30 protein-coding genes and 1 tRNA gene are annotated in these 26,064 nt (G+C 52.0%); 15 read left to right on the top strand and 16 right to left on the bottom strand.

The window, feature by feature from the left end; all coding sequences use genetic code 11:
- Nucleotides 1-67: 67 nt before the first annotated feature.
- The gene (locus tag LKE13_RS04755) at nt 68-823 is read left to right on the top strand and encodes a class I SAM-dependent methyltransferase (RefSeq protein ID WP_227948620.1); all 756 of its coding nucleotides are present in this window, start codon (nt 68-70) and stop codon (nt 821-823) included.
- 5 nt (nt 824-828) lie between these two features.
- Here LKE13_RS04755 and metW read toward each other — a convergent pair whose 3' ends face one another.
- Both metW and metX read right to left on the bottom strand, forming a co-directional pair.
- Nucleotides 829-1,467, bottom strand: coding sequence for a methionine biosynthesis protein MetW (gene metW, locus LKE13_RS04760; RefSeq protein WP_227948622.1), 639 nt, complete (start codon nt 1,465-1,467; stop codon nt 829-831).
- Nucleotides 1,464-2,609, bottom strand: coding sequence for a homoserine O-acetyltransferase MetX (metX, locus tag LKE13_RS04765; protein WP_227948625.1), 1,146 nt, complete (start codon nt 2,607-2,609; stop codon nt 1,464-1,466). Before metX ends, metW begins: the two co-directional genes overlap by 4 nt.
- A 163-nt stretch (nt 2,610-2,772) precedes the next feature.
- Here metX and LKE13_RS04770 point away from each other — a divergent pair, with 163 nt between their 5' ends.
- The 3 genes from LKE13_RS04770 to LKE13_RS04780 are packed head-to-tail and all read left to right on the top strand — an operon-like array spanning nt 2,773 to nt 5,696.
- The gene (locus tag LKE13_RS04770) at nt 2,773-3,627 is read left to right on the top strand and encodes a chorismate mutase (protein WP_227948627.1); all 855 of its coding nucleotides are present in this window, start codon (nt 2,773-2,775) and stop codon (nt 3,625-3,627) included.
- Nucleotides 3,628-3,659: 32 nt separating this feature from the next.
- Entirely contained in the window at nt 3,660-4,748 is a 1,089-nt protein-coding gene (gene hisC / locus LKE13_RS04775) for a histidinol-phosphate transaminase (RefSeq protein WP_227948629.1), read from the top strand.
- A gap of 3 nt (nt 4,749-4,751) precedes the next feature.
- Entirely contained in the window at nt 4,752-5,696 is a 945-nt protein-coding gene (locus LKE13_RS04780) for a prephenate/arogenate dehydrogenase family protein (RefSeq protein WP_227948631.1), read from the top strand.
- Nucleotides 5,697-5,699: 3 nt separating this feature from the next.
- Here the strand turns inward: LKE13_RS04780 and LKE13_RS04785 are convergent, their stop codons facing one another.
- On the bottom strand, nt 5,700-6,746 hold the full coding sequence (locus LKE13_RS04785; protein WP_227948633.1) for a DUF2125 domain-containing protein: 1,047 nt from the start codon (nt 6,744-6,746) through the stop codon (nt 5,700-5,702).
- 98 nt (nt 6,747-6,844) lie between these two features.
- Here LKE13_RS04785 and LKE13_RS04790 point away from each other — a divergent pair, with 98 nt between their 5' ends.
- Together LKE13_RS04790 and LKE13_RS04795 are read left to right on the top strand one after the other, a co-directional pair.
- The gene (locus LKE13_RS04790) at nt 6,845-7,753 is read left to right on the top strand and encodes a DMT family transporter (protein WP_227948635.1); all 909 of its coding nucleotides are present in this window, start codon (nt 6,845-6,847) and stop codon (nt 7,751-7,753) included.
- Complete coding sequence (locus LKE13_RS04795; protein ID WP_227948637.1) at nt 7,750-8,352, top strand: gamma-glutamylcyclotransferase; 603 nt, start codon at nt 7,750-7,752, stop codon at nt 8,350-8,352. The genes LKE13_RS04790 and LKE13_RS04795 overlap by 4 nt, the downstream gene beginning before the upstream one ends.
- Here LKE13_RS04795 and LKE13_RS04800 read toward each other — a convergent pair.
- The 7 genes from LKE13_RS04800 to ftsE all read right to left on the bottom strand — a co-directional run bounded on the left by LKE13_RS04800 (nt 8,349) and on the right by ftsE (nt 14,728).
- Entirely contained in the window at nt 8,349-8,777 is a 429-nt protein-coding gene (locus tag LKE13_RS04800) for a VOC family protein (RefSeq protein ID WP_227948640.1), read from the bottom strand. The two genes, LKE13_RS04795 and LKE13_RS04800, sit on opposite strands and share 4 nt — an antisense overlap.
- A gap of 69 nt (nt 8,778-8,846) precedes the next feature.
- Entirely contained in the window at nt 8,847-11,177 is a 2,331-nt protein-coding gene (locus tag LKE13_RS04805; protein WP_227948642.1) for an adenosylcobalamin-dependent ribonucleoside-diphosphate reductase, read from the bottom strand.
- 89 nt (nt 11,178-11,266) lie between these two features.
- Nucleotides 11,267-11,992, bottom strand: coding sequence for a lysophospholipid acyltransferase family protein (locus LKE13_RS04810; protein WP_227948644.1), 726 nt, complete (start codon nt 11,990-11,992; stop codon nt 11,267-11,269).
- An 18-nt stretch (nt 11,993-12,010) separates the two neighbouring features.
- Nucleotides 12,011-12,595, bottom strand: coding sequence for a YdcF family protein (locus LKE13_RS04815; RefSeq protein ID WP_227948646.1), 585 nt, complete (start codon nt 12,593-12,595; stop codon nt 12,011-12,013).
- A gap of 3 nt (nt 12,596-12,598) precedes the next feature.
- Nucleotides 12,599-13,144: a D-glycero-beta-D-manno-heptose 1,7-bisphosphate 7-phosphatase gene (gene gmhB, locus LKE13_RS04820; protein WP_227948648.1), complete on the bottom strand. Its 546-nt coding sequence runs from the start codon at nt 13,142-13,144 to the stop codon at nt 12,599-12,601.
- Between the two features lies 1 nt (nt 13,145).
- Nucleotides 13,146-14,033 (bottom strand): cell division protein FtsX, encoded by an 888-nt coding sequence (locus LKE13_RS04825; RefSeq protein WP_227948651.1) that lies wholly within the window; start codon nt 14,031-14,033, stop codon nt 13,146-13,148.
- Nucleotides 14,030-14,728, bottom strand: coding sequence for a cell division ATP-binding protein FtsE (gene ftsE, locus LKE13_RS04830; protein ID WP_227948653.1), 699 nt, complete (start codon nt 14,726-14,728; stop codon nt 14,030-14,032). The genes LKE13_RS04825 and ftsE overlap by 4 nt, the downstream gene beginning before the upstream one ends.
- 124 nt (nt 14,729-14,852) lie before the next feature.
- Here ftsE and LKE13_RS04835 point away from each other — a divergent pair, with 124 nt between their 5' ends.
- From LKE13_RS04835 to LKE13_RS04860, 6 genes are all read left to right on the top strand, one after another.
- On the top strand, nt 14,853-15,560 hold the full coding sequence (locus LKE13_RS04835; protein ID WP_227948655.1) for a DUF3426 domain-containing protein: 708 nt from the start codon (nt 14,853-14,855) through the stop codon (nt 15,558-15,560).
- A 67-nt stretch (nt 15,561-15,627) separates the two neighbouring features.
- Nucleotides 15,628-16,167 carry a hypoxanthine phosphoribosyltransferase gene (hpt, locus tag LKE13_RS04840; RefSeq protein WP_415776499.1) on the top strand — a complete coding sequence of 180 codons (540 nt, stop codon included), beginning with the start codon at nt 15,628-15,630 and terminating at the stop codon, nt 16,165-16,167.
- A 13-nt stretch (nt 16,168-16,180) separates the two neighbouring features.
- A complete protein-coding gene (locus LKE13_RS04845; RefSeq protein WP_227948659.1) occupies nt 16,181-16,600 on the top strand; it encodes a response regulator in 420 nt (139 codons plus the stop codon).
- Between the two features lie 144 nt (nt 16,601-16,744).
- Nucleotides 16,745-18,553 carry a hypothetical protein gene (locus tag LKE13_RS04850; protein ID WP_227948661.1) on the top strand — a complete coding sequence of 603 codons (1,809 nt, stop codon included), beginning with the start codon at nt 16,745-16,747 and terminating at the stop codon, nt 18,551-18,553.
- Nucleotides 18,550-19,554: a glycosyltransferase family 2 protein gene (locus tag LKE13_RS04855; protein ID WP_227948663.1), complete on the top strand. Its 1,005-nt coding sequence runs from the start codon at nt 18,550-18,552 to the stop codon at nt 19,552-19,554. Before LKE13_RS04850 ends, LKE13_RS04855 begins: the two co-directional genes overlap by 4 nt.
- The gene (locus LKE13_RS04860; RefSeq protein ID WP_227948665.1) at nt 19,551-19,898 is read left to right on the top strand and encodes an EamA family transporter; all 348 of its coding nucleotides are present in this window, start codon (nt 19,551-19,553) and stop codon (nt 19,896-19,898) included. The genes LKE13_RS04855 and LKE13_RS04860 overlap by 4 nt, the downstream gene beginning before the upstream one ends.
- Before the next feature lie 3 nt (nt 19,899-19,901).
- Here LKE13_RS04860 and LKE13_RS04865 read toward each other — a convergent pair whose 3' ends face one another.
- Together LKE13_RS04865 and LKE13_RS04870 are read right to left on the bottom strand one after the other, a co-directional pair.
- A complete protein-coding gene (locus tag LKE13_RS04865; protein WP_227948667.1) occupies nt 19,902-20,423 on the bottom strand; it encodes a prepilin peptidase in 522 nt (173 codons plus the stop codon).
- A gap of 114 nt (nt 20,424-20,537) precedes the next feature.
- A tRNA-Leu gene (locus LKE13_RS04870) sits at nt 20,538-20,623 on the bottom strand.
- Between the two features lie 165 nt (nt 20,624-20,788).
- Here LKE13_RS04870 and LKE13_RS04875 point away from each other — a divergent pair.
- Genes LKE13_RS04875 through LKE13_RS04885 form a run of 3 tightly spaced genes read left to right on the top strand, consistent with a single transcriptional unit; the run spans nt 20,789 to nt 22,464 of the window.
- On the top strand, nt 20,789-21,370 hold the full coding sequence (locus LKE13_RS04875) for a YqaA family protein (protein WP_227948669.1): 582 nt from the start codon (nt 20,789-20,791) through the stop codon (nt 21,368-21,370).
- 35 nt (nt 21,371-21,405) lie between these two features.
- Nucleotides 21,406-21,882 carry a disulfide bond formation protein B gene (locus LKE13_RS04880; RefSeq protein ID WP_227948671.1) on the top strand — a complete coding sequence of 159 codons (477 nt, stop codon included), beginning with the start codon at nt 21,406-21,408 and terminating at the stop codon, nt 21,880-21,882.
- 9 nt (nt 21,883-21,891) lie between these two features.
- Nucleotides 21,892-22,464 (top strand): demethoxyubiquinone hydroxylase family protein, encoded by a 573-nt coding sequence (locus tag LKE13_RS04885; protein ID WP_227948674.1) that lies wholly within the window; start codon nt 21,892-21,894, stop codon nt 22,462-22,464.
- 13 nt (nt 22,465-22,477) lie between these two features.
- Here the strand turns inward: LKE13_RS04885 and LKE13_RS04890 are convergent, their stop codons facing one another.
- The 4 genes from LKE13_RS04890 to LKE13_RS04905 form a co-directional block, all read right to left on the bottom strand.
- The gene (locus LKE13_RS04890) at nt 22,478-23,206 is read right to left on the bottom strand and encodes a hypothetical protein (RefSeq protein WP_227948676.1); all 729 of its coding nucleotides are present in this window, start codon (nt 23,204-23,206) and stop codon (nt 22,478-22,480) included.
- 97 nt (nt 23,207-23,303) lie between these two features.
- Nucleotides 23,304-23,855: an HNH endonuclease gene (locus LKE13_RS04895; RefSeq protein WP_227948679.1), complete on the bottom strand. Its 552-nt coding sequence runs from the start codon at nt 23,853-23,855 to the stop codon at nt 23,304-23,306.
- Nucleotides 23,856-24,056: 201 nt separating this feature from the next.
- Nucleotides 24,057-24,698: a DNA-3-methyladenine glycosylase family protein gene (locus LKE13_RS04900; protein WP_227948681.1), complete on the bottom strand. Its 642-nt coding sequence runs from the start codon at nt 24,696-24,698 to the stop codon at nt 24,057-24,059.
- Nucleotides 24,695-25,981: a S41 family peptidase gene (locus tag LKE13_RS04905; RefSeq protein ID WP_227948683.1), complete on the bottom strand. Its 1,287-nt coding sequence runs from the start codon at nt 25,979-25,981 to the stop codon at nt 24,695-24,697. The genes LKE13_RS04900 and LKE13_RS04905 overlap by 4 nt, the downstream gene beginning before the upstream one ends.
- Nucleotides 25,982-26,064 lie beyond the last annotated feature (83 nt).

A 26,064-nucleotide genomic window follows, 5' to 3' on the forward strand; every position in this document is an offset into this window, starting at 1 on the left:
GTTGTTCTTTCGAAATTGCGCTTTTTTGTTAAGTTTCCATTTCTATATTTTATGGCAGTATAACACCATGCTCAGACCCGATGTTATTGATTTGCGGAATTTTTACCACAGCTCTCTTGGGCAGATGGTCCGCCGCACGATTGGCCGCAAAATCCGGCTGATGTGGCCGGATCTGAAAAATTTCCGGGTTCTCGGCATTGGTTATGCTACGCCTTTTCTAAATCCGTTTCGCGCGGAGGCAGAACGGGTTATCTCCTTCATGCCGCTAGAGCAGGGGGTCATTCAATGGCCGCGTGAGGGCAAAAGCCTCGTCAGCCTTGTGGATGAGCACACTTTGCCACTCCCTGATTCTTCTATCGATCGTATCATCTGGGTGCATGGACTTGAAAATGCGACCGATGTTGATTTGATAATGCAGGAGCTTTGGAGAGTCCTCACTTCGACGGGAAAACTGATGGTCGTGGTGCCAAGTCGGCGCGGTCTTTGGTCGCGGACGGAAAACACACCCTTCGGCTATGGTCGCCCCTATAGTGACAAGCAGCTTAACCGTCTTCTGCGGGATAACAGCTTTACACCGGGTGAGCGGCAGGGCGCCCTCTATATGCCGCCTAGCAAATGGCGGCTTAATCTGCGCCTATCGAAAGCATGGGAGAATGTCGGTGAAAAATGGTGGGGGCATTTCTGCGGTGTCCGGATTATGGAAGCGGAGAAACAGATATACGCGCTGACAGAATTACCCGAACGTAAAACACGTCGGCGACCGGTTATCTTGCCGGCGGCCCGTCCTGTAATTGCCAGAAGGCAGTCCCGGCAGGCGAAATAAAAGATCTAGGAATTTTTTGAGAGCATAAAAATGCAGTCCGCGCCGAAGAAATTAGCGAAGCTGCCATAGGTCGAGCGGGTCATCACATCGCCCGATGCCTTGACGATGACCGATTGTTCGATTTTGACATCCATTTTTTCGCAAAGTGCGGTGAAATCCGTGAGCGTGCAGAAATGGATATTCGGCGTTTCGTACCACGGAATATCCAATGAATTCGTCATCGGCATCCGTCCCTTGACTGCGAGATAGGCCCGACAACGCCAGTAGGCGAAATTCGGGAAAGAGACAATGGCGCGCCGCCCGATGCGAAGAAGCTGTTCCAGTACAACATGCGGCTGATGCGTAGTCTGCAAGGTCTTGCTCAAAATCGCATAGTCGAAACTGTCGTCGGGATAATAAACAAGATCCGTATCGGCATTCCCCTGCACCACGGAAAGCCCGTTCGCGACACAGATGTTCACACCCTGCTGGCTAAGCTCAAGACCGCGACCTTCGACTTCCTTCGTTTCGGCGAGATGGGCAAGAAGCTGCCCGTCATCGCAGCCGACATCCAGAACCCGGCTGCCTGGCTCGACCATTTCCGCAATCAATTGCCAATCAACGCGGATGTCCCGCTTGGGCACAAATTTGATGGGATCATTCATGAGACCAAGCCTCGGCTTTTTGCACTCGACTGCAGGAATCCATCAATTGTTTTGAACATTTCCGGTGTATCGAGCAGGAAGGCGTCATGGCCCTTGTCTGTCTCAACCTCTACAAAGCTGACATTCGCTGCTGCCGCGATCAGCGCATGGACAATATCCCTGTTTTCGGATGTCGGAAATAGCCAGTCACTCGTAAAAGAGACACTGCAGAAGCGGGTTTTCGTTCCCTCAAACGCATTGGCGAGCGCACCACCATTATCCTCCACCAGATCAAAATAATCCATGGCCCGGGTGATATAGAGATAGGAGTTCGCATCGAACCGGTCGACGAAATTGATTCCCTGATACCGCAGATAGCTTTCAACCTGGAAGTCCGCGTCGAACCCGTAAGTGAGATTATCTCGATCCTGCAAGTTACGTCCAAATTTCCGGTGGAGCGCTGCCTCTGAAAGATAAGTCACATGCGCGGCCATGCGCGCAACTGCCAAGCCGGCTGTCGGTTTCGTATCACTTGCGTAATAATCACCGCTCTGCCAGTTGGGGTCGGCCATCACTGCCTGACGACCAACCTCATGGAAGGCAATATTCTGTGCACTGTGGCGTGCGGCACAGGCGATGGGAATCGCGCTGAATACCCGGTCTGGATAGGCGCTGGCCCATTGCAGGGTTTGCATACCGCCCATGGAACCGCCGATTACACTAAACCAGCTTCCGATTTCGAGATAATCCTGAAGCAGTGCCTGGGCGCGGACCATATCTCCGATGGTAATGATTGGGAAATTCAGGCCAAATGGTTTGCCTGTCTTCGGGTCGATATCGGACGGGCCTGTCGTGCCCATGCATCCACCAAGGACATTGCTGCAGACAATAAAGTATTTATCTGTATCGAGAACCTTGCCCGGGCCAATCATTATTTCCCACCAACCGTTCTTGCCGGTAACGGGTTGGCGACTGGCGGCAAATTGATCGCCGGTCAGGGCATGACAGACCAGAATCGCATTTGATTTCTCCGCATTCAGCTTTCCATAAGTGCAATAGGCCATATTGATGGCCTCCAGCGTCACGCCGCAGTCCAGCTTGAGCGGGGTCTCCTTTCCAAGGATAATAGTCTGATTATCCGACTGTGGAGGATTTATAGACACTTATGCTACTCTTTTCCCGCAAATGGATTAGAAAAATCTTTGTTTTGAATGACTTTGCTGTTAGCTAGTGCGGCGGGGTAAGGTATGTCAATATATTCTTTGCCAAATCCGGGGCTTTGTGGTCCAATTTTGACAAAACAGTCTGTAAGTTCAGGTAACGATAGTGACAATAAAAAATACAAAACTGGAAGCGCTGAGGGCTGAGATTGACCGGCTGGATGCGGAACTTTTGTCGGTTCTGGAAAAGCGGATCGCAATTGTCGAGGATATCGCCGCGGCGAAAAAAGGAGATGGCAAGGCTATTGCCTTTCGCCCGGGTAGAGAGGCATCCATTCTCCGTAATATATTGAAGGCGCATTCCAGCAAGCTGCCTGACACGGTTATTGCGGCGATTTGGCGAGAATTAATTGCAGCAGTTGGCTGGATGCAGCAGCCATACTCGGTTTCCATAACCGCGCCTGATAAATCCGTTGGCTACTGGGATTTGGCGCGGTTTCATTTTGGCTCAGCGACGCCAATGAAGTTGCATCAGCTGCCAACGGTTGTCCTGCGGGAGGTTTATGAAAACCCGTCGACTCTGGGCGTGCTTCCTTGGCTGACGCGGGAGCGCGATACCTGGTGGACACAGCTTGCGCAAGGCGGGGAAAATGTGCCCAAGATTCTGGCGGCGCTACCTTTCCTTGATAATCCGTCCGGCGGATTTGAGGATTTGAACTCCCTTGTCATCGGTCAGGCGGAACCGGAGCCCTCTGGCGATGATGTGACCTTGATGGCTCTGGCCACCAGTGAAGAGGTGAGCCGCGCGCGGCTCACAGAAAATCTTACGAAGGCGGGTCTCAGCGGTTATTGTGCGGATTCCCGCACGCCCGATGCGGGGGAAGGTGACTGGCTCCATCTTATCGAAATGCCCGAATTTGTTGCGAAAACAGATCCACGCCTGGTTACACTAGGGGAGATCGGTGGCGAAAGCTTTATTAAAGCCGTTATTCTTGGCGCATACGCCGTTCCCATCAAATAAAGAAATCCACTACCCGAGTTGAAAGAAGTTCAATGACGACACCGGTTCCACAGCCAGGTATTATGACTATCTCCCCCTATGTTGGCGGCAAATCCAAGGCGGGTGAAAATCAGAATGTTGCCAAGCTCTCTTCCAATGAATCGCCGCTCGGCCCGAGCCCGAAGGCGGTCGCTGCGATTGAGGCGGTTGTTGCAAATGCTCATCGATACCCCGATGGTGGCTCGCTCCTCATAACGGACGCGATTGCCGAAGTGCATAATCTGGATGCCGCCCGCATTGTCTGCGGAAACGGATCGGATGAACTTATTTCCCTGTTGAATACGGCCTATGTCGGACCCGGGGATGAAGTGCTGTTTCCGGAGCATGGTTTCCTGATGTATGCCATTTCTGCGGCCGCGGCGGGGGCAACACCGGTGAAGGCTCCGGAAATTGATCGCACTGCGGATGTGAACAATCTGCTTGCGGCGGTGACAGAGAAGACAAAAATTGTCTTTCTCGCTAATCCGAATAACCCGACAGGCACTTATCTGCCACATTCAGAAGTGGTGCGCCTGCGTGAAAGTCTGCGCGATGACATTCTTCTCGTGCTAGATGCGGCCTATGCGGAATATGTTAGCCGTGATGATTATCGTGCAGGGGTCGAGTTGGTCGATACCAACGACAATGTGGTTGTGACCCGGACTTTTTCAAAGATCTACGGCCTTGCCGGGCTGCGCCTCGGTTGGGCCTATTGCCCCCCTGCGATCATTGATGTGCTGCACCGCGTGCGCGGGCCGTTCAATGTTAATGCCCTTGCCCAGGCGGGCGGGGTTGAGGCCGTTCGTGATCAGGCGCATATCGAAAAGGCGCGACAGCACAATGATAAATGGCTACCAATCCTGACACAAAGCTTTCGTGGAATGGGATTGGGTATTACCCCAAGCGTCGGTAATTTCCTGCTCATCGATTTTGAGGAGAGTGGAAAATCCGCTGCCGATGCCGAAGCGTATCTTGCGAAAAAGGGTCTGCTGCTTCGCGCGGTGGCAGGATATGGCCTGCCGACCTGCCTGCGGATGACAATCGGGCAGGATGATGAAAACCACGCAGTGATAGAGGCGCTGAGCGAATTTCTCGGCAATTAGAGTATGACGGAAGTAAAATTCAAACGGCTGGCTTTGATCGGTATTGGCTTAATCGGATCTTCGATAGCTCGCTCTGTGCGTCAGCATAACCTTGCAGATGAAATTGTCTGTGCGGCGCGCACGGCGGACAGTCGCCGAGTTGCGAAGGAACTCGGCATCGTCGATGCGGCCTATGAGAGCCCCAAGGAGGCCGTTAAAGGTGCGGATCTTGTTATCCTCTGCACTCCTATCGGCACCTATGAGGCACTAGCAAAAGAGATTGCGCCGATGCTCGAAAAGGGTGCGATTGTCACTGATGTGGGCTCTGTTAAGGGGGCCGTGGTAAAGGCTATCGGCCCTAATTTACCGAGCCATGCCGAATTTATCCCGGGCCATCCGGTTGCCGGAACAGAAAAGTCAGGCCCTGCAGCAGGTTTCGCCGAACTTTTTATCAATCGCTGGCTCATCCTGACGCCATGCGGGCAGGCAAGCGATGCGGCGGTCGCGAAACTGTCGGACTTCTGGGCAGCAATGGGCAGCAAGGTTGAGATTATGGACCCGGATCATCATGATTTGGTCCTCGCCATCACGTCCCATATTCCACATCTGATCGCCTATAATATTGTCGGGACGGCAGATGATCTGGAAGACGTCACTCAGTCTGAAGTGATTAAGTATTCAGCCGGTGGTTTCCGCGACTTTACCCGTATCGCCGCTTCCGATCCGACTATGTGGCGCGATGTATTCCTGCATAACAAGGAGGCTGTGCTGGAAATGCTCGGTCGCTTTACTGAGGATTTGACCGCGTTGCAGCGGGCAATTCGGCGCGATGACGGGGACACATTGTTCAATATCTTCTCGCGGACGAGGGCGATCCGGCGGCAGATTATTGACGCCGGACAGGAAACGCCGGAACCGGATTTCGGTCGTGTTCACACTTCCGCGGACACGCCAAAGAAATCCGAATAGCGTCTATTTGCTCCCGATGACGGCGCCGAGCCGCATCAAATAGACGGGTCCGAGATAAACGCCACCATCCCGCGCCGATAAAGGGAGCGAGATATAGCGTTTGCCGTCGTCCTCTTCTCTTGCCAGTAACCCTAAGCCAAAACCGATAGTGCGGGCGGCGTTTGCATCTATCTGCCGTGTTTCCGTCAGTGCCGCGAGAATCTTCTCATACCCCGAAATTCGGGTCTTAAGCTCCCCCAGAGGGCGCATCCGGTCATCCAAGGTGAGCGCACCATTTCCGGTGATGGCGCCATGGCCCCAATCGATATTGAGCGTCTCTATGTCGACAAACCCGCCCTCATCGCGCCATTTGGTGAGGGTATCGGCGGCTGGAAGTCTCTGTACCTTGCCATAAAGAATGGAGGAAAGAGAGAAATCCGTTATTCGCTTTCCGAGCGGGAAATCATCCATCCCCTCTATCACCATGTTATCGGCGCGGACAGCAATCTGCTGGCCTTCCATTCTTTCGGTGCTGGCTTTTTCGTCTGAACTTTCAGGTCGTTTTGGGCGACCATGAAGCTGCAGTCGCTCTGCCGTGACCGGTGGCCGCCAGGACGGTGCTGCCTCAAGCTCCTTGATATCAATGGCGACGGTGCGCATTCGACCATCGATATTGAAAGTTGCACTGCCGAGTGCGGAAGCAGCCGTGAAATCAAGTCTTCTTTGCAGGCCTTTTTCCAGCCAATCGGCTCGGCCCGTGCCCTCTACACCGAAAATCACATGATTTATGCGCCATGGCTCTACCACGGCCCAGAAGGTTGGAACATTTATGCTTGGTGCTTGTTTATGGGATGGATTGGCGACAGAGAGCATCTCTGCCGTGACCCTCACCCGATAGGGGAAGCCCGATGTGACCAGCGGCTCGTGGCTGATTTCATAGCCTTCGCTGATCCGTTGTTCACGCCATCTGTCGGCAATTTCCACAAGCTTGTCCGCTACATGGTGCCACCAGTAGACATAACCACCGATAACAAGGATGAGGGCCAAAATTCCGCTATAGAGAATACGCATCGCCGGTCCGGGTTGATTGCTTGTGAAACGCTTATGCACTCTATATAGAAAGAACTTCAGCAGTTACAGAATTTCCTTACCTCGGCTTCGCATGCATCATGACAGATAATTCCAGTCAGCTTACTGACGGCCTGTTTATAAAGGCGATGCCAGTTATCTTCGTCTTTCTATGGAGCACGGGCTTTATCGGTGCGAAAATGGGTCTGCCCTATGTCGAGCCGATGACATTTCTCGCCCTGCGCTTCGGCATTTGCGTTGCACTGATGATCCCATTCGTGCTGATGACCCAGACACGCTGGCCCGCGCGCGGCATTGATTATTTTCATATTTCAATCGGGGGCCTCCTGATGCATGGCGGTTACCTCGGTTTTGTGTTCCTATCCATCTCAAAGGGGACGCCAGCGGGTATTTCCTCTCTTATTGTGGGGATACAGCCGCTTTTCGTGGCGGCGCTAGCCGGGGTTTTGCTAAAGGAGAGTGTTTCTTTACAGAAATGGGTTGGTCTTTTGCTGGGGCTCCTTGGTGTTTTTCTCGTGGTTTTTAACAAGCTTTCGGTCGGGGAAGGAACGCTTTTTGGCATGAGCCTTTCCTTTATCGCGCTGATCAGCATTTCTGCGGGCACCCTCTATCAGAAGAAATTCTGCTCGCACATGAATATAAAAAGTGGGAACCTGATTCAGTTCATGGTCGCCGGAGTTTATTTTTATCTCATGTCTCTCTTGTTCGAAACAGGAGAAGTTATCTGGTCAGAAGAGTTGGTTTTTGCCCTGCTCTGGCTCGTCATTATTTTATCACTTGGCGCCATGACGCTTCTCTACATCCTGCTGCGAAGAGGCGCGGCGGCAAATGTGTCCAGCCTCTTTTACCTGACACCGCCCTGCACAGCGGTGGTTGCCTATTTCCTGTTTGATGAGACGTTGGGCGCACTTGCCTTGATCGGAATGGGGATTGCCGTGGTTGGGGTGGCGCTTGTTAATTTCCGGTTCAACAAGGCGAGAAAGACATGACGCGAAAATTTGATTTGGTATTGGAACCGGACCTTCCGCCCGTTGATTATCCGCTACCGGAACTGCCTGCGAATGAAGATCTCTGGATTTTTGGTTATGGCTCGTTAATGTGGCGGCCTGGTTTCGACCACCTTGGTATTCAGGATGCCCAGCTTTATGGTTATCACCGCGCTTTCTGTGTGACCTCCGTCGTGCATCGGGGAACGCGGGAGAATCCGGGGCTTGTGCTAGGGCTTGATCGTGGCGGCTCTTGCCGTGGGAAAGGAATCCTGTGCCCATCGGATATCCGGGAACCGGTAATCGATTATCTTTATCGGCGGGAAATGGTGACCAGTGTTTATCGACCCAAGACAGTGCGGATCAGGCTTTTGCAAGATGGCACTATGGCGTCCGCGCTTACTTTTGTTGCTGATCCGGGCCACGAACAATATTGCGGCAAACCGTCATTGGGAGAGGCCGCAAAGATTATTGCCCGCGCCCATGGTCGAGGCGGCCCCAATGTAGATTACCTGAAAAGCACGCTGACGCATCTCGATGAATTTGGCATTGCTGACGGCCCGCTTCACCGCATTATGGCGTTGATCGAAAAGGACAGCTAGCTTGCGAACAGCTGGTCCATATTCTTGAACGCCTTTAACTCAATAGCATTTCCGGCAGGGTCGGCGAAGAACATCGTCGCCTGTTCGCCAGTCTCTCCCTGAAAGCGGACGTAAGGCTCGATAATAAAATTTACGCCCGCCTTGGTAAGGCGGTCAGCAGTGTTTTGCCACTTATCCATCGACATCACCAATCCGAAATGACGGCAGGGAACGCCATGGCCATCCACTGTACTGGTTCTGGCTGTGCCGAGTTCTTCCGGCGCGAGATGGGCGACGATTTGATGACCATGGAAATCGAAATCGACCCAATCGTCGGAACTACGGCCTTCAGCACAGCCCAGCAGTCCCTTGTAGAAACCACGCGCGGCCTCCAGATCATCGACGGGAAAGGCCAGATGAAAAGGGAAAATCGGTTTGTCCGTCATAGTTATCTCCGTTGCAGAATATCGCGCGTTAATAGCGGTCTTTACGCCATGTTGAAAGTGATATTACGGTCAGCTGCATTTGGAAAAGCCGCATGCCGTGCAGGTATCGCAGCCTTCGATCCTCAGTAATCCGGCCTCGCCACACTGCGGACATTGCCGGAGCAGACCTTCTTTCGGCTTGCTTGTACCTCCCGCGGCCATTGAGACAGCCTCGCTTGCTTCTTCTTTTTTGCCCTCTGGTGGTGGGAGAAAGCCGATCTGGATCATGTGGGTCTCGATCACCTCGCCGATCGCCGCAAGGAGGGAGGGGACATATTTGCCCTTCACCCAGGCACCGCCGCGCGGATCAAAAACGGCCTTCAACTCACCCACAACGAAACTGACGTCGCCGCCACGGCGGAAAACAGCAGAAATCATGCGGGTCAGCGCGACCGTCCAGGCGAAATGCTCGACATTTTTGGAGTTGATGAAAATCTCGAACGGGCGACGGCGGCCGTCCTGAATGATGTCATTAAGTGTTATATATATGGCGTGATTACTCTCCGGCCAGCGGAGTTTATAGGTCTGACCGGGCAATGTGCCGGGCCGGTCCAGTGGTTTCGTCATATACACAATGCCACCCGCCTCGAAACTGTCGGAGGGTTTGCTATATGGTACATCGAGTGGCAAGTCAGGCTGCGCACTTGCCTTCGCATCATCCTTCTTTACTTCAAGCACTGCGCCGGTGATATCATTGGGTCGGTAGGTGGTGCAGCCTTTGCAGCCCTGCTCATAGGCTTGCAGATAGATATCCTTGAAATTCTCAAAATTGATATCCTCAGGGCAGTTGATGGTTTTCGAAATTGAGCTATCGATATATTCCTGCACGGCGGCTTGCATCCGCACATGATCTGGCGGGGTCAGCACTTGCGCATCGACAAAGTAGTCGGGAAGAGGCGTATCGGCACCCTTCAATCGCCGGAATAGGCGAAGGGCATAATCGGTTACTTCCTCAGATTTGCGCGTATCGTCCGGCATCAGAACATTGCGGGTATATGAAAAACTGAAAACCGGTTCAATCCCGCTTGAGATATTGTCCGCGAGAAGAGAGATCGTACCCGTCGGCGCAACGGAGGTAACAAGCGCATTGCGAATGCCTTTTTCCGCAATCGCTTCCTGAATATCCTTATCGAGGGCACTAATCGTTTCCCCGGCAAGGTATTTTTCCTTGTCAAAGAGCGGGAACGCGCCTTTTTCCGCGGCGAGATCGGCAGACGCAAGATAGGCGGAGCGCTGGAGTTGCGCCATCCATTTGCGAGTGAGAGCCAGCGCCTTGTCTGAGCCATAGCGCACGCCGCACATGATAAGTGCATCGGCAAGACCTGTAATACCGAGGCCGATGCGGCGCTTCGTGCGGGCCTCATTTGCCTGCTCGGGAAGCGGATAACCGGAGACATCCACGACATTATCCATCAGACGGATTGCATCGCGGACAACGCCATCAAGTTTTTTAAGATCAATGGCAGCCTTCTTCTCGAATGGATGGGCGACCATTCTGGTGAGATTGACTGATCCCAGCAAGCATGCGCCATAGGCGGGCAGGGGTTGCTCCCCGCAGGGATTAGTACCGGTGATGGTTTCGGCATAATATAGGTTATTGCGGGCATTGATGCGGTCGATAAAGATAACACCGGGCTCCGCGAAGGCGTAGGTTGAGCGCATAATCTCGTCCCACAGCTCACGAGCCTGCACCGTCTTATAAAGGGTGCCGTCAAAACGAAGTTCCCACGCATCGTTCTTCTTGACCGCCTCCATAAAGGCATCTGTCACCAGAACGGAAAGGTTAAACATCCGGAGGCGACCGGGATCCTGTTTCGCCTTGATGAAGTCGAGAATATCTGGATGATCACATCTCATCGTCGCCATCATGGCGCCACGGCGGGAACCTGCGCTCATAATCGTGCGGCACATACTATCCCAGACATCCATAAAGCTGAGCGGGCCGGAGGCATCGGACCCCATACCATGGACCGGCGCGCCTTTCGGCCGGAGAGTCGAAAAATTATAGCCGATCCCACCCCCCTGCTGCATGGTAAGCGCGGCTTCCTTCAGATTGTCAAAGATTGATGACATGTCATCATCGATATCGCCCATGACGAAGCAATTAAACAGGGTAACCTGCCGTTTCGTTCCGGCGCCGGACAAAATGCGCCCTGCGGGAAGAAATTTATAGTCTTCTAGGAGGGCGTAAAAGCGATCTTCCCATTTTTCCCGATTTTCTTCTTTTTCTGCGGCGGCCATGGCGCGGGCGACACGCCGCCAGCTATCCTCGATTGAGCGCTCCTTGACGCTGTCATCGGCGGATTTGAAGCGATACTTCATATCCCATATCTGTTGAGAGATCGGGGCGACAGGCGACATTGTGCACCTTCATTTTAGAAAAAACTCATCCTACTAAATATAGTAGCAAAGGGGTCTTACGTAAAATTTAATATGAGGACCGATACTTATCAAAGATATTTCTCGCGCCCCTCTGCGACCAGGGCCTCGGTTTTATCTTCAATGCGGGATTTAAGTTCCTTCATGAAGGTTTTGCGGTCTATTCCGGCGGCGATTGGTGGTAGAAACTCGATCACCATGACGCCGGGCCGACAGAAAAAGCTCTTGCGCGGCCAGAAAAGCCCCGTATTGAGAGCAACGGGCGTAACTGGCTGCTGCAGTTTCGTATAGAGTGCGGCGATGCCGGGCTGGAAAGGAAGGTCCTCATCCAGCGGGGAACGTGTCCCTTCCGGGAAAATAACGATGGGGCGGTCATCCTCAATTGCTTGCTGAGCTTGCGACAACATGGATTTCAGCGCCGCCGCATGACCCTTGCGGTCCACAGCAATCATCTTTGTCTTGCGGCAATACCAGCCATATACTGGAATGCTAAGGAGCTCTTTTTTCAGGATAATCGCCGGATCGTCCGTGATCAGGTGAAATATCATGGTCTCAAACGCAGATTGATGCTTGGCTGCTACAATCGCGGCTCCCTTGGGAAGATATTCCTCTCCCCTGATTTCCAGCTTGAGGTTACAGAGGGTGCGAAGGAGAAACACAATGCCGCCAGACCAGATCCGCTGACCCAGTACAATCCACTTCCGGTCAAAGGGAAGAAAGGGCAGGAAGGCCAGGTTCATGACCGTAGACCACGCAAAAAAGCAGATAAAGAAGGCTAGGGATCTAATTTGGGTCAATCTGTCCTCTTTCGGTGCCTAATCGTCAAGCCTTGCCCGGACAAGGCTAAAGACATATTTGTTGAATTCTCCAGCGAGTACCATAAAGGCTCGCGGGTTTTTCCACCAACCGGTCAACTCAAGCGTATCACTGGCGACGGGATAGGCAATCAGATTAATATCCGGCATCTGGCGTTTCAGCTCCACAAGGCTGCGGGGCATATGATACGCGCTGGTGACAATGGCCAGACTGTCGAAACTATTCGACTTGGCCCAAAGAGACGTTTCATACGCATTACCCTCCGTATTCCGGGCAAGGCGACCTAGATCGACACAGCAGTTCATTAATTCCGAGCTTTGGCCCGTAGCCTGCCGCAATGTTTCACGTGTAACTTTCGAGTTCACGCCGGATACCAGCAATCGCGCGCCCTCATTTTCCTTCAGTAGATCAAATCCTGCCGTCAGTCGAGCTGGTGTGCCAGTCAGGACGACAATGCCGCCGATGTTATGAGGGAGCGAAGGTGGTCTATTTTCAACATCTTCCATGAAGGTGAGAAAGGCACCTGTCCAGAGGCAGAGGAAGATAAAGACAAGGGCGAATATTATTCTCCAGCGAAAGGGCATATATTAGAACCTTCCCTCAAGAATGAAATCTGCGGCCTCATCAAGGTCGTTCGCGACATGGACAGGCATAAGATCACGCGATAGCCCTTCTGCTAAAGTTTTTTGACCCTTTCCGGTCCGGACAAGGACCCGATGGCAGTCCGCAGATCGAGCCGCCTCGATATCACGTGCGCTATCCCCGATAAAGATACTTTCTTTAGGAGAAACCTGATACTTCCTCATCGCTTCGAAAAGCATTCCGGGGCCGGGTTTGCGGCGATCGGTCGCAGCCCAGGGAGCATCAGGCGCGAATAAGATATCGTCCAGCTCCCCGGATAGCTTTGCCAGATGATCGCGTAGCTTACCATGAATGGCCGTTAGTTGCTCTTCATTGATTATTCCACGGCCGATACAGGACTGGTTGGTGACAATAACCAGCCTGTGTCCATGCGCCTTAAGCCGGGCTATTGCTTCCAACGCTTTTGGAATGAAGATCAGCTCTGCCGGGGATTTTACGAAATCCGCGCGGTCTTCATTGATCACACCGTCTCTGTCAAGCAATACAAGCATACTACATCATCCGACGAAGCGACTTTAATACAACCCGTCGGACGGTATATTTCGTCAGCAAGGCCACCAATAAGGGGAGTAACAGCAGGGCAATCGCTCCTTCGATACCAACTGTGAGCGGGGGTAGCATCGACGCCTCCAGCGATCCAACAAGAAAATTAAAAATAAACATGACAATGATGGCGACGATAAGGCCCGGCACGGCCCCGAGGAGGCTCAGCCTGGAAAAATAATTCTGGAATTGTTCAGCGATGTAGTTGTCGCGCGCACCGATCAAATGCAGAACCTGAATAACTTCCGCATGCATAATTAACCCCGTGCGGACGGCAAAAATCACGATAATCACGGTTACGCAGCCGATCAGCAGCATAATTCCCGCTGCCAGAAACTGAATGGAGCGGCCGAGAAGGACCATTTTGTCAAGCCAGGGCCGGTGTATGTCAAGCCTTGCTCCCGGAACAGCCTCGGCCAGTTTTTTGTTAAGCGCGGCAAGATCGATGGCGCTGTCCTCTGCGATAATCACCTCGATCAGGCGGGGAATGGGCAGATCGCCGAGCGATGCATTTTTGCCAAGGAATGGTTCCAGCAGTAGCAGTGTTTCTTCCTGCTCGATCGCCCGGGCAGTGGCAACGCCCGGCGTGTTTGAAAGAAGGGCAACGGCATCGGCAACCTTCTTATCAAGATCTGCGACGGGATCGAACGCGATTTCCACAGTCAGGTTTTCCGTCAGGGTTTCAGACCAGTCGCTGATCGCGTTACTTAAAGAGAACAGCCCACCGATGGAAAGAGCCGCAAGAAAGATCATGGCGGAGATCACGACGGGCAAATACCGCGTCGATACATCTTTTTCCAACTGCAATTCCGCGGATTTACCGAAAAACTGTATCATGCCGGATCCTTGCTGAACTGCGAGGGAAGTTCGTCCTGCGCGCGGGTGGTCAGCATACCGTCTTTGAGGATCATGACCGGGTTACCAAATCGCTTGATCAGTTCCAGATCATGAGTGGCAACAACAACCGTAGTGCCGATTTTATTAAGCTCCTGAAAGAGATACATAAGCCGTAATCCCATTTCAGCGTCCATACTGCCGGTCGGTTCATCGGCGATGAGGAGCTGTGGCCGGTTGATCACGGCACGCGCGATGGCAACCCGTTGTTTTTCTCCGCCGGAGAGGGTCGGGGGTTTTGCATCCACCTGGCGGCCAAGGCCCACCCATTCCAGCAGTTCGGCCACATGCTGGTAAACCTGATCGTTTTTCGCACCGGCAATTTTGAGCGGTAAGGCCACATTCTCGAGTGTTGAAAGATGATCGAGTAGCCGGAAATCCTGGTAAACCACCCCAATTTTTCGCCGCATTCCGGGCAGGTCTTCGCGGCTGAGCGTAGAGACTTCCTTATTGAAAAGCGTCACCAGACCGCGACTCGGCCGATGTGACAGGGCAAGCAATTTCAGGAGGGAGCTTTTACCGGCTCCCGTGGGTCCCGTCAAGAAGTGAAAGGACCCGGGCCGCAGGTGAAAGTTGATATCGCGCAATACTTCAGGTCCCAGCCCATAGCGCATGCCGACATTTTCAAACCTGACCAAACTGTCCTCCCAAAATTACGCGGCAGAATATAAACTATGATAGATTTATCAGCCAGTCTTGTGCATGTCCAAGCAAACGCCTATAAAAAAGAAACTTTAATTCGTGAGCTGGTGTCCCTGGCCGATGATTCTAACCTGTTCTAGTTGCGCAACCCGTTATTCGATTGACCCGACGACGATCGGTCCGGAAGGCCGTGCGGTTAAGTGCGCCAAATGCGGCCATAAATGGCGCGAGTTCCCACCAGAGGACACGCCCAAGAAAGTGGTCGCTGACCCTGCCCCTGAAAAACCGGAAATTGAAGCTCCTGTTGCTGTGCCGGATCAGGGGATGAGTATCGAACAGATGACAGCGGCGAAGGCTGGTGCGGCTGTCGCTGGAAGTCCCGGCAGGAAGCGGCGTTGGATCGCTTGGGCTCTCCTCCTTCTGGTTTTGGTCGGACTTGTTTGTGGAGCCTATTTTGCCCGTAATTATGTGGTGCAAATTTGGCCCGGATCCGCCGCCGCTTATCAATATCTGCAGATAGATGTAGAAACCCAAAACATGCTAGGCCTTGAAATACATGACTTGAAAACGAAGTCGGTATTGCAAGACGGCGTGACGACGCTGACTGTGTCGGGCGTGATAAAAAATGTTACCGAGAGCCCTCAACCTGTGCCGCGTATTAAGGTCGCCCTCATTGATGAGGTGGGGCAAAGCGTTTATAGCTGGACGACAACTGTTGAGGATCCAGTGGTTCCACCCTGGGGCCAGATTGAGTTCTCCAGCAGTATGAACCAACCGCCGGAAGAGGCAAAGAATGTTAAGGTCGATCTGGTCGACCCCGAGAATTAAATCCGTCACGATCTTTTGTTTGAATGCGGGTACACATTGATCGCGTATTGAAAGGGCTACCATGAATATCGCTGATCCCAAATCAGATATTGAAATCCTCTTTGCGAGTGCGGATATCGCCAAGCGGAATGAAGAATTGGCGGAGGAGATTGCCAAGTCCATGGGTCCGGATATCCTGGTTATTGCCGTGCTGAAGGGAAGCTTTGTGTTTGCGGCGGACCTGATCAGGGCATTGCATCATGCGGGGGTCAAGCCGCAGATTGACTTCATGGCGCTTTCCTCTTACGGCGATAAAACCGTCAGCAGCGGAAATGTGATGATTACCCGCGATATCGTGGATACGGTCAAGGGCCGCAAGGTGTTGCTGATCGACGATATTCTGGAGTCTGGTCGAACTATGGCGTTCGCGACTCAGGAGCTTCTCGATCGTGGGGCGGATACGGTAAAAACCTGCCTGATGCTGGACAAAAAAGGAAAAAGAGTTTCCGGGTTCGAAGCAGATTTCGTTGGCTTCGACTGTCCTGACCTATTCGTTGTCGGATATGGTCTTGATTACGCTCACTATTACAGGGAGCTCCCTTACATAGGCCATATCGTCAAGCATTGAACGGAATATAAAGATGGCGCGAATATTGATTGCAGAGGATGAGGCCGCTCTTCGGGAGTTTGTCAGTCGCGCCTTGACCCATCATGGGCATGATGTCGTCGCTGTGGCAGACGGCGCGGAGGCGCTGGCGACCCTGCAAAAAGGGGAAATGTTCAACCTTCTGCTCTCAGATATTGTGATGCCGATAATGGATGGCATTGCACTTGCGCTTAAAGTGACCAAGGACTTCCCCGATCTCAAGGTTCTCATGATGACGGGATATGCGGCCGAAAGACAGCGGGCCTATAACCTTGAGATGCTGATCCATGATGTCATCGCAAAGCCTTTTACGCTCGATGAGATATGTGAGAAAGTCAGCGAAGCACTTAAGAGTGATCGGGCGGTTCTGAAACCCGCCACGACGAGCGATGAAGGACTTCGGTCCAAAAAATAGCCGCCTCTGTCTCTTTCTTGCAGACTGGGAACTCTTGCCGGGCGGATATAGCTAAATATCCTGCCTCGCCCTTCCTTTTTGTTAAGGTTTTTGATGTAACTTTCACATTACAAAGCCGCGTCAATTGGCATCAAGGAATTATCTGTGACCGTCGAACGTGTAGTAATGTTTTGTCTGCTTTGGCTGACTTGCTTTGTGATTCTGCCAGTGCAGATCGCATCGGCGCCGAATGCGTTTCAACCCGAAGGGCCGGATGCGTTTATGCGCTTGGAACGGGTGAATTTGCTGGTAGAGACTGGCGACTGGTATGATGGCCATATCGCCCGTGCCGCCGGTGAAGGTGGGGCAGATATTCACTGGACGCGGCCAATGGATCTTCTCATCATTGGTGCAGCAGCGCCGATCATGCCATTTATGAGTACTCATGATGCCATCGAAACGGCAGGTGTTGTTCTACCGGCGCTGATGTCACTGTTACTCGTCCTGGTATGTATATGGGCGGTTATCCCGTTAATGCAGCCGGGAAACCTGTTCTCGATCATCATTCTTCTCGCCGTTCAGCCGGTTATTCAGAACTATTTTCACATCGGACGGGCGGATCATCATATGGTTCTGGCGGTGCTGACGGGGGCTGTTCTGGGCTGCATGATCCGGCTTAACGCCCATTACGGATTGTCTCGCGACGCGTTCATTGGCGGGATGTTGAGCGGCCTTGGTTTATGGATCAGCCTTGAATTCCTGATAGTCTTCGTTCCGGTTACGCTGGGCGTTGGTCTTTGCTGGCTCATCTGGGGGAAAGAATGGCGCCGCGTTAACAGAGACTTCGCAATGGGTACGGTTCTCGTGTGTTTGGCGGCAATGGCGACGGATGTAATGCCGGAAAGCTGGCTGATTGCGCGCTATGACCGGATATCGATTGCCCAGCTATTCTTGGTAGTGTGCCCCTTTTTCTTCTGGTCCGTGATTGCCGAAATTTGTGACAGAAGGGGCCAGACTATCGGACGGATTACCGGGGCCGGAGTATTTGCTATTGTATGCCTTAGCCTGATTCTGTTTTATTTTCCTGATCTTCTTGTCGGACCAGTGGCGGAGGCGGATCCACGTATCGGACCAATATGGCACGATAAAGTAAGCGAAATGCTGCCTTTGCTAGGCAATACCCGGATGATCATACTCAATTGCCTTTTGCCATTTATTGCCATTGTTTATGGCTGTTTCGTTTTGTTTGGAAGAAAACATCTGGAGCGTCGACAAATGTGGATGCGGTTGTTGCCGGTATTGATCTGTACGGGCGCCCTCGCGCTATTTCATATGCGGGCATCGCTTTATCTCGCGGTGGTCGGTGTGATTGCTGCGGGCCCGCTTCTGGAATACTCCCTGAGCCGCGTCGCCAGCCACTATAGCGGATGGAGAAATAGTGCAACGGGACTTCTGGTTCGCGCCGCCATTATTCTGGGGCCGTTTTTCCTGGCCGTATTGGTCGGAACGGTGAGCAATGGTCTGAAACCTTCAGAGGCAATTGCTGCGGTAAAACCAACAGCAGCAAAATGTAACGCGGCAGAAATTGCGACATTTCTAAGCGACGACGAGTTTATCCGTGGACGCGGCGTTCTCAAATTTGCCAACAATCTTGATTATGGCCCAGAGCTCATATATCGCACGCCGCATCATTTTCTTGCTGTCCCGTATCATCGAAATGGCGATAGTATTTTCGACACCCATGCTCTTTTAACCGCGAAAGAATATTCGAAAAGTGACAAAATTCTTCGAAAGTATGACATTGACTATATCTTAATATGTCCGGATGATTCCTCGCAATCCTATTTTCAGGAGTCAAATTCGCAGGAAGTTCTCTATAATCGCCTACTTGCCGGGAGTTTCCCAGATAACCTAACGGAGATTGATGTGCCGTCTCCTTGGAGACTGTTCGAAGTTAGGAATGGTAAAGAATGAACAAGACCGATTTGATCGAAAAGCCAGAGATGGCAATGCCGATACCGGAGCATAGGGTGACCGGGGCGTTGGCTGTCATGATCCCCTGCCTCAATGAAGAAATGACAATCGGCACCGTTGTCCGGGATTTTCGCGCGGCATTGCCGGAGGCGCGAATTGTCGTCTGTGACAATGCGTCGACAGATAAAACTGCCGAAGTCGCTAAAACTGCCGGTGCGGAAGTAATCTATGAGGATATGCCCGGAAAAGGGAACGCGATCCGCCGCCTGTTTTCGGATATTGAGGCGGATATCTATCTGATGGTGGATGGCGACGCCACCTATGAAGCTTCCCTTGCGCCGGTATTGGTGGATCATCTTTTGAAACGGCGACTGGATATGGTTTGTGCCAAGCGCGTGGCAACCGGTCAGGCCGCCTACCGCAAGGGGCATGTGCTGGGTAATCGGATGTTCTCTGGCATTGTTGCACGGGTATTCGGCCGCCGTTTCGAGGATATTCTGACCGGATACCGGATTTTTTCACGTCGGTTCGTCAAATCATTCCCGATCCTCTCCGAGGGGTTCGAAATTGAAACCGAACTAACCATTCATGCGCTGGAACTCAATATGCCTGTGGCCGAAATCGCGAGCACCTATATAGAGCGCCCGGAAGGCTCTGCCAGCAAGCTTAATACTTTCTCGGATGGATTAAAAATCACCAAACTGATCGTCAAGCTGATTAAGGATGAACGTCCGATGACATTCTTCGGGGGCCTGTTCCTGTTGCTGGCAATGATATCAATCATTCTCGCGACACCTGTCGTATTTACCTTTCTGGAGACGGGGCTGGTACCGCGCTTTCCTACCGCTATTCTGGCAAGTGCTTGCATGCTGTTATCATTTCTATTTCTGGCATGTGGATTTATTCTTGATTCCGTCACGCGCGGGCGGCGGGAAAGAAAACGACTTTCCTATCTCTCGATTGCGGGTCCGGCTTCAATTAGGGCGCAACGCACAAAATGAGTAAAGATATCCTCATCCTCATTATGCCGTTCATTATTTCAGGTGGGCAGGTTCTGTTCAAAATTGCTAGCCGGGATGTGGCAGCCTTTGATCATAACTCTTTGGTCAGACTTTCGATGAATGGCTACTTTATTGTCGCCCTGATCCTGTATGGAATTGCAACATTACTTTGGGTCTATATTCTTAAGCATTTTCCGCTGAGTAAGGCGTATTTGTTCATGGGGCTCAGTTTTATCCTGGTCCCTGTGATGAGTTATATTTTCTTGAAAGAGCCGCTAAGCCTTCGGTTTATGGCTGGCGCCTTTTGTATTGTTTTCGGCATTTGGCTCGCCCGAGCGGCCTGAGAATTACAATACCCGGAAGAACTGGTAGAATACCACAAAACCTGCGACAGCGATGGCGACGCCATAGGGAAGTTTTAGGCCGAGGGCGGTTCCTGTTTGGAGATGCGGAGCCCGCGTTCTTAAGACTTTTACAAAAATCCAGTCGATCCCATTTGATATCATTGGGTTGCGCGACAGAATAATTGGCAACACATAAGCAAGAGCCAGGGCGCCGCCTGCTAGGCAAGTCATCAACAGAAGGAGAATTAGATGGTCCGGGCCGGCCCATAGCGCCAAAGCCGCGAGCAGTTTGACATCGCCGCCGCCCAGCCAGCCAAGGGCAAATATCATAATCCCGACAACAAGAACGCCCATGCCGCATAGCAAATGCCAGGGAAGATTGGCCCAGTCACCGGCGATTGTCGCTTGTAGCAAATAGAGCGCTGCAATGATCAGCGGCAGCAAATTCGGAATTCGGCGGGAGAAAACGTCCCATAGCGCAGCTATAAGAACCAAACCACCGGCTGACATCATCAGGACAGGCATTTATACACCCTTTAACGGCTAAGCTGTAAGATTGCCTGTAATCTTACGAGCCAGATATTAGCATATCGTTAAGGAAATCTGTCGGCCGATAGCGCAGAAAGGATGAATAATTGATGGTGCCCCTGGCCTGACTCGAACAGGCACGCCCTAAGGACAACAGATTTTGAATCTGTCGCGTCTACCAATTCCGCCACAGGGGCTGCGTCGAAAATCCGCACTATAGCGATGAATGGAGGCGGGTCAATAGGCGTTCTGCCTGGACACGCATCCTTAGGATAAATAACGATAAAGATTGAGACACTTTACAAAAACGTCTAAAAAGAGCGGTCTTCTTTTTTTGATTTATTCAGGTTCTGGCCCGCTCTATGCTGCGACGTTTGTATGATTTCACCATGGGACTGGCGGCTAAGCCGCGGGCAAAGTGGTTTCTGGGGGGCATTTCCTTTGCCGAAAGCTCCTTTTTTCCCATTCCGCCGGATGTTCTTCTGATCCCAATGGTGCTTGCCAATCGACGGGAAGCTTGGCGGCTTGCGTTTATTTGTAGCCTGACATCGGTTGTTGGGGGGCTGTTCGGTTATCTCGTCGGGTACCTCTTTTTTGATTTGGTTGGTGCACCGATCATTGATTTCTACGGCTATACGGACAAGTTTGATAGTTTTACGGATGCCTATAATGAGTGGGGCGGATGGATTGTCGCCTTTTTTGGCCTGACCCCCTTTCCCTATAAGGTCATCACTATTGCAAGTGGCGTAACCCATCTTGATGTCCTCATATTTATCCTTGCCTCTGTCATTTCGCGGAGCCTTAGGTTTTTTATTGTTGCTGGCCTTCTATGGAAATTTGGAGCGCCAATTCAGACATTTATCGAGAAATATCTTGGCCTGCTGACACTTCTTTTCTTTGTATTACTGATTGGTGGATTCGTTGCCATCAAATATATGCTATAGCGTAAAGGAAAGGGCGGACCAGATTGACTTACCTGATGAAGAACGCGTTATGGGTAGCTCTGTTGGGAAGTGTTGGCGCGCTTGGCGCGGCCTTTATTGCGCAATATGTATTTGATCTCTGGCCCTGTGTACTTTGTCTGTATCAGCGCTGGCCCTATGCCGCAGTCATTGTAATATCTCTTGCCGGTATCGCCTTGCATAAGCGCATCGGTGCAGGACCGTTTCTTTTGCTCTGTGCGCTCGGGTTCGCGGTGACTGCTGCCGTTGCCGGATATCATGTGGGTGTAGAGCAGGGTTGGTGGGAAGGAACGGCGGAATGCGTCGGCGATACGGCCAAGGCCAGCAATTTGCAGGAGTTAAAGGCCAAGATTATGTCTACGCCCATTGTTCGCTGCGATGAAGTTGCTTGGTCTCTTTTCGGTATTTCGATGGCAGGCTATAATGTTATTGCCGGTGTAATTCTGACTGTTTTTTCGCTGTTTGCTGCGCTAAGTTCTTTTAAGAGTAAGTAAGGGACGGCAATGCCTGATAAATTATTGAACAATGAGAAACCCGCCTTCGGACGGCAGCCCGGCGACCTTAGCCCGCGTGAACAGCTGGAGAGAATTATCCGTGTCGATCACGCCGGGGAATTTGGTGCTGTCCGGATATATGAAGGACAGCTCGCCGTTCTGAAAGAAACTGAAGCCGCAGATACCCTTCAGCATATGAAGGAGCAGGAAGAGGTTCATAGAAAGAAATTTGAAGAGCTCCTTCGGGATCGACGTGTACGCCCGACCTTGTTAAGCCCGCTTTGGCATGTCGCGGGGTTTGCCCTTGGTGCGGGAACGGCCATGCTTGGGAAAGAGGCGGCGATGGCTTGCACCGAAGCAGTCGAAGAGGTCATCGATGAGCATTATCGCGATCAACTTGACACTCTTGGAGAGGACGAGCCAGAGCTGAAAGAGACAATTTCCAAATTCCGCGACGAGGAAATCGAGCATCGCGATACCGCGCGGGAAGAGGGGGCCAGCCAGGCTCCGGGTTATGAGCTACTGAGTTCTGCCGTTAAAGCGGGATCAAAGATGGCGATCTGGCTCTCTTCGCGAATCTGAGTAACGGTATTATTTACGGAAAATCACACCGCGTTGCAGAAATGGTGGCGAAGCTTTGCTTGCCTGCCAAAATACTGAAACGATATTCATTCGCCCCAAAAACCACACTCTTGTGAAGCGGAAGAACGCCTGTCAGGAGTTCTTTTTGGCCACCTAACTGTGTGAAGGTGATTTCGACCGGCTGATCAGGATCATACCAGGCTTCTACCTTGCCTTCCGCATTCACGACCGATTTTCCATTTCCAGTAACTGTAATTGAGCCATTACCAAGGCTGACTGAATTTCCGGGGCTGGAAAAGATTGGGGTATTGACGATGAAGCGCTTCGTTTCCGGCGCCGCGTCGCAATTCTGGCTGTTCTGGGCGAGTGTAATGAGGGACAGTAGCCGATCCGGCTCCAGACCGTCAGTCATACGGGTTTGCACCAGGTCCAGAATTTCGCGTGTGGGTCCGCTCGGGATTTCGTTCTCGAACTTGTCGCGCCACTGACGGGCCTCCGCCAAGGCAGCACTTTGTTTATCGAGGGCGGCACGGGCCTGATCATTCAGCCGGTCATTCTCACTGGTAAGAACAATAACCTGCCCTTCGATATCGGCGATGCGGCGATCGGCGTTGGCCTGGCCCTCATAATATCCATAGACACCGGCTGCGGCGACCAGCGCAATATACAAAACAAACTTGAAAAATCGGTTGCGGCGTTGCCGCGCTTGCTTTTTCTCAGAAAGACCAAGGCCATAACTCATAGTGCGTCACATCTTCAGCAATAAGGGAAAGACTATAGATTTGTTTCTATATAGACGCCGAAACGCAGGAAAGGCAAGTGGGGGCGGGGAAATTCGTCTATTCTTCGAGTTCGGTATCCCAATAAAGATAGTCACGCCAGCTTTCATGAAGATAATTAGGCGGGAAGCCGCGACCCTGATGATTAAGCATTTGCGGGGTCGGGATATAGGGTCGGATTTCGGGGAACATGCCCACTTCCCGGGTAAGCCTGCCCCCTTTTTTCATGTTGCAGGGCGCGCAGGCGGTCGTGATGTTCTCCCAGCTTGTCTGTCCCCCAAGACGGCGCGGCAAGACATGATCGAACGTCAATTCTTCCGGTGAGCCACAATATTGGCAGCGAAAACCATCACGCAGAAAAAGATTAAAGCGGGTAAAGGCAGGTTGCTTGCCTTGTTTGACATAACGCTTCAGGCAGATCACGCTGGGAAGGCGCATCTCAAAACTCGGGGACCGGACAACCCGGTCATATTCCGAGACGATATTGACCCGTTCCAGAAAGACCGATTTAAGTGTGTCCTGCCAGGACCAAAGCGATAAAGGAAAATAGCTTAAGGGCCTGTAATCGGCATTCAGAACCAGGGCTGGGTATTTTTCCACAGACGTTTGCAAGGCTCTATTTGTCTCCAAACGGGATATTATGGAGGAAAGTTTGGCCCTTCCCTTTGTAAATTGCAAACTCTAATACAGTATTTTGTGTGAAATAATTATGAAGCCACCGCATCTAGGGGGCGCCCTGAAGCCAAAATATTTTTCCGTAGGGTAAGTCGGAGTGTGCTCGTTTGTTTTCGCGGACCCTCTCTAAAACTATGTTTATTCAGGGTTTTTTTTGCGTGTTGGTGCCTGAACCACATCGGCATAATAACGCCACAAAATGCGCGCCGCGACCGTCCTGTAAGGACGGAGGGGTTCCGCCAGTTCATCCATTTTCGCCGCGTCCGGCCGGGTTGGGAGTTTTTTAAGATGCCCAAAGGCACTTTGAAGTGCCACATCACCGGCTGGCCAGATATCTGTTCGACCAAGACAGGCGATCATGTATATCTCTGCAGTCCAGCGTCCGATCCCTTTCACGCTGGTCAGCTGCGTGAGAACATTGTCGTCGTCATGCATGTGAAGGGCGTCGAGTCCTAGTCGCTCTGTCAGGATATCTTCGGCAAGGGCGCGGCAATAACGCGCTTTTTGGCGACTAAGCCCTAGTCCGCGGAGTTCTTCCTCCGTATGCGCGAGCATTCGTTCCGGGACAAATGGCGTCACGGCGCCCGCCAATCTCTTCCAGATGGCCTCCGCACTGGCCAGGGAGACCTGTTGTTCGACAATGATCTTTGTTAGATGTTCAAAACCGGCGGGCCGCCGCCGTTCCGGCAACGGTTGAATCAGGGTGAGAGCATGGGCAAAATCGGGGTCCTGATTGCTAAGGAATGCAAGAGCCTCAGCGATATCCCCCTCATTCTTCATTGGGCAGTAACGAGCGCCGTTTTCATATCCGTAGAGCAGTTCAGGGATTGTGCAGCGATGGCGATTTGTGCTTCATCGCTTTCACCTTCATGAACAATATGCGGAATATCCGGTGTTAGCCCAACTCCGTGAAATGTTGGGCCGCCGCCCGTAGTGAACCTCCCCGTCGTTAACCGAAGGCCGCCACCATTCCGCAGTGGCATCAGCGACTGCATCAGGCCCTTTCCATAGCTCTTTTCGCCAAAAAGCTTGGCCCGTGCCTGATATTTCAGAGCGCCGGCAACAATTTCCGAAGAAGAAGCGGATTTCTTGTTTAGCATAACCACAATTGGTGCACCTTGGGTCTCGTCCCCCTGCACGGCATCACGTGATACAAGTTCCTTTCCGCGATTTCTGACGGAATAGATATTTCCGCTATCAAGAAAGGCGTCGGCAACAATCTCGGCCGCGGAAACCAGTCCGCCGGGGTTGTTTCGCATGTCCAGAACGATGCCACAAAGATTGGAACCAAGGGTGTACTGAATATCTTTCAATGCAGTGGCGACACCAGGACCGGTATTCCGAGTAAATGAAAAGATACGAATATAGCCAACATTTCCTTCAATACGGTGTTCTACGGCGACAACTTCCACATCCCGGCGCAAGACATCAATCTGTAGTGGTGTAGGCGCGCCTTCCCGCTGAATAGTCAGTGGCGCGAATGTATCTTCCGGTCCACGCAGCATTTCACGCGCTTGAGAGAGCGTGAGGCCCTTAATCGGCTCACCATCAACATGTGTGATAATGTCTTTTTCCAACAGGCCGGCCTCTTCCGCACCGGAACCGCGCAGCAGGCTCATGATTGTGAGATTATCGTCAATCATCCGGATATGAATGCCAAGTCCGACAAAATGACCATCCAAGCTTTCACGGTAAGAGGAAAAGCGCTGCGGCGCCATATAGCCGGTATATCGATCCATTGAGGCCAACATCGCATTCAGCGCACGGGTGGTGGGATCACTATCCCCTTCACCTTCTGCCGGGATGGCTTTCAGTCCTTCAATCGCCTTGTCGATCAGGTCGCCAGGGTTAACGGTATCGACATACCGTTGGTCAACCGTTTGCAGAACATCTGCCATGACATTGATATTCTCTGCCATCATGGGGTCGTTCTTCACGGTTTCACGATAAGCAACTTCATACCGGTCCATCGCAGCATTGACATCATGGTTTCTGGTAATCGGTATCGCACAAGCCGTTGCCAGCATTAAAATATTCAGCGCGATCAATATTCTTCTAAACATTCGTCTCGCCCGTTGACAATTTTTATAATTAATAAAGTATTAACAAAGGCTAGCGTCGGCCTTAGCGGCTGACAAGAAAAACA

The organism is Sneathiella sp. HT1-7 (genome assembly GCF_020731145.1).
Classification (GTDB): domain Bacteria; phylum Pseudomonadota; class Alphaproteobacteria; order Sneathiellales; family Sneathiellaceae; genus Sneathiella.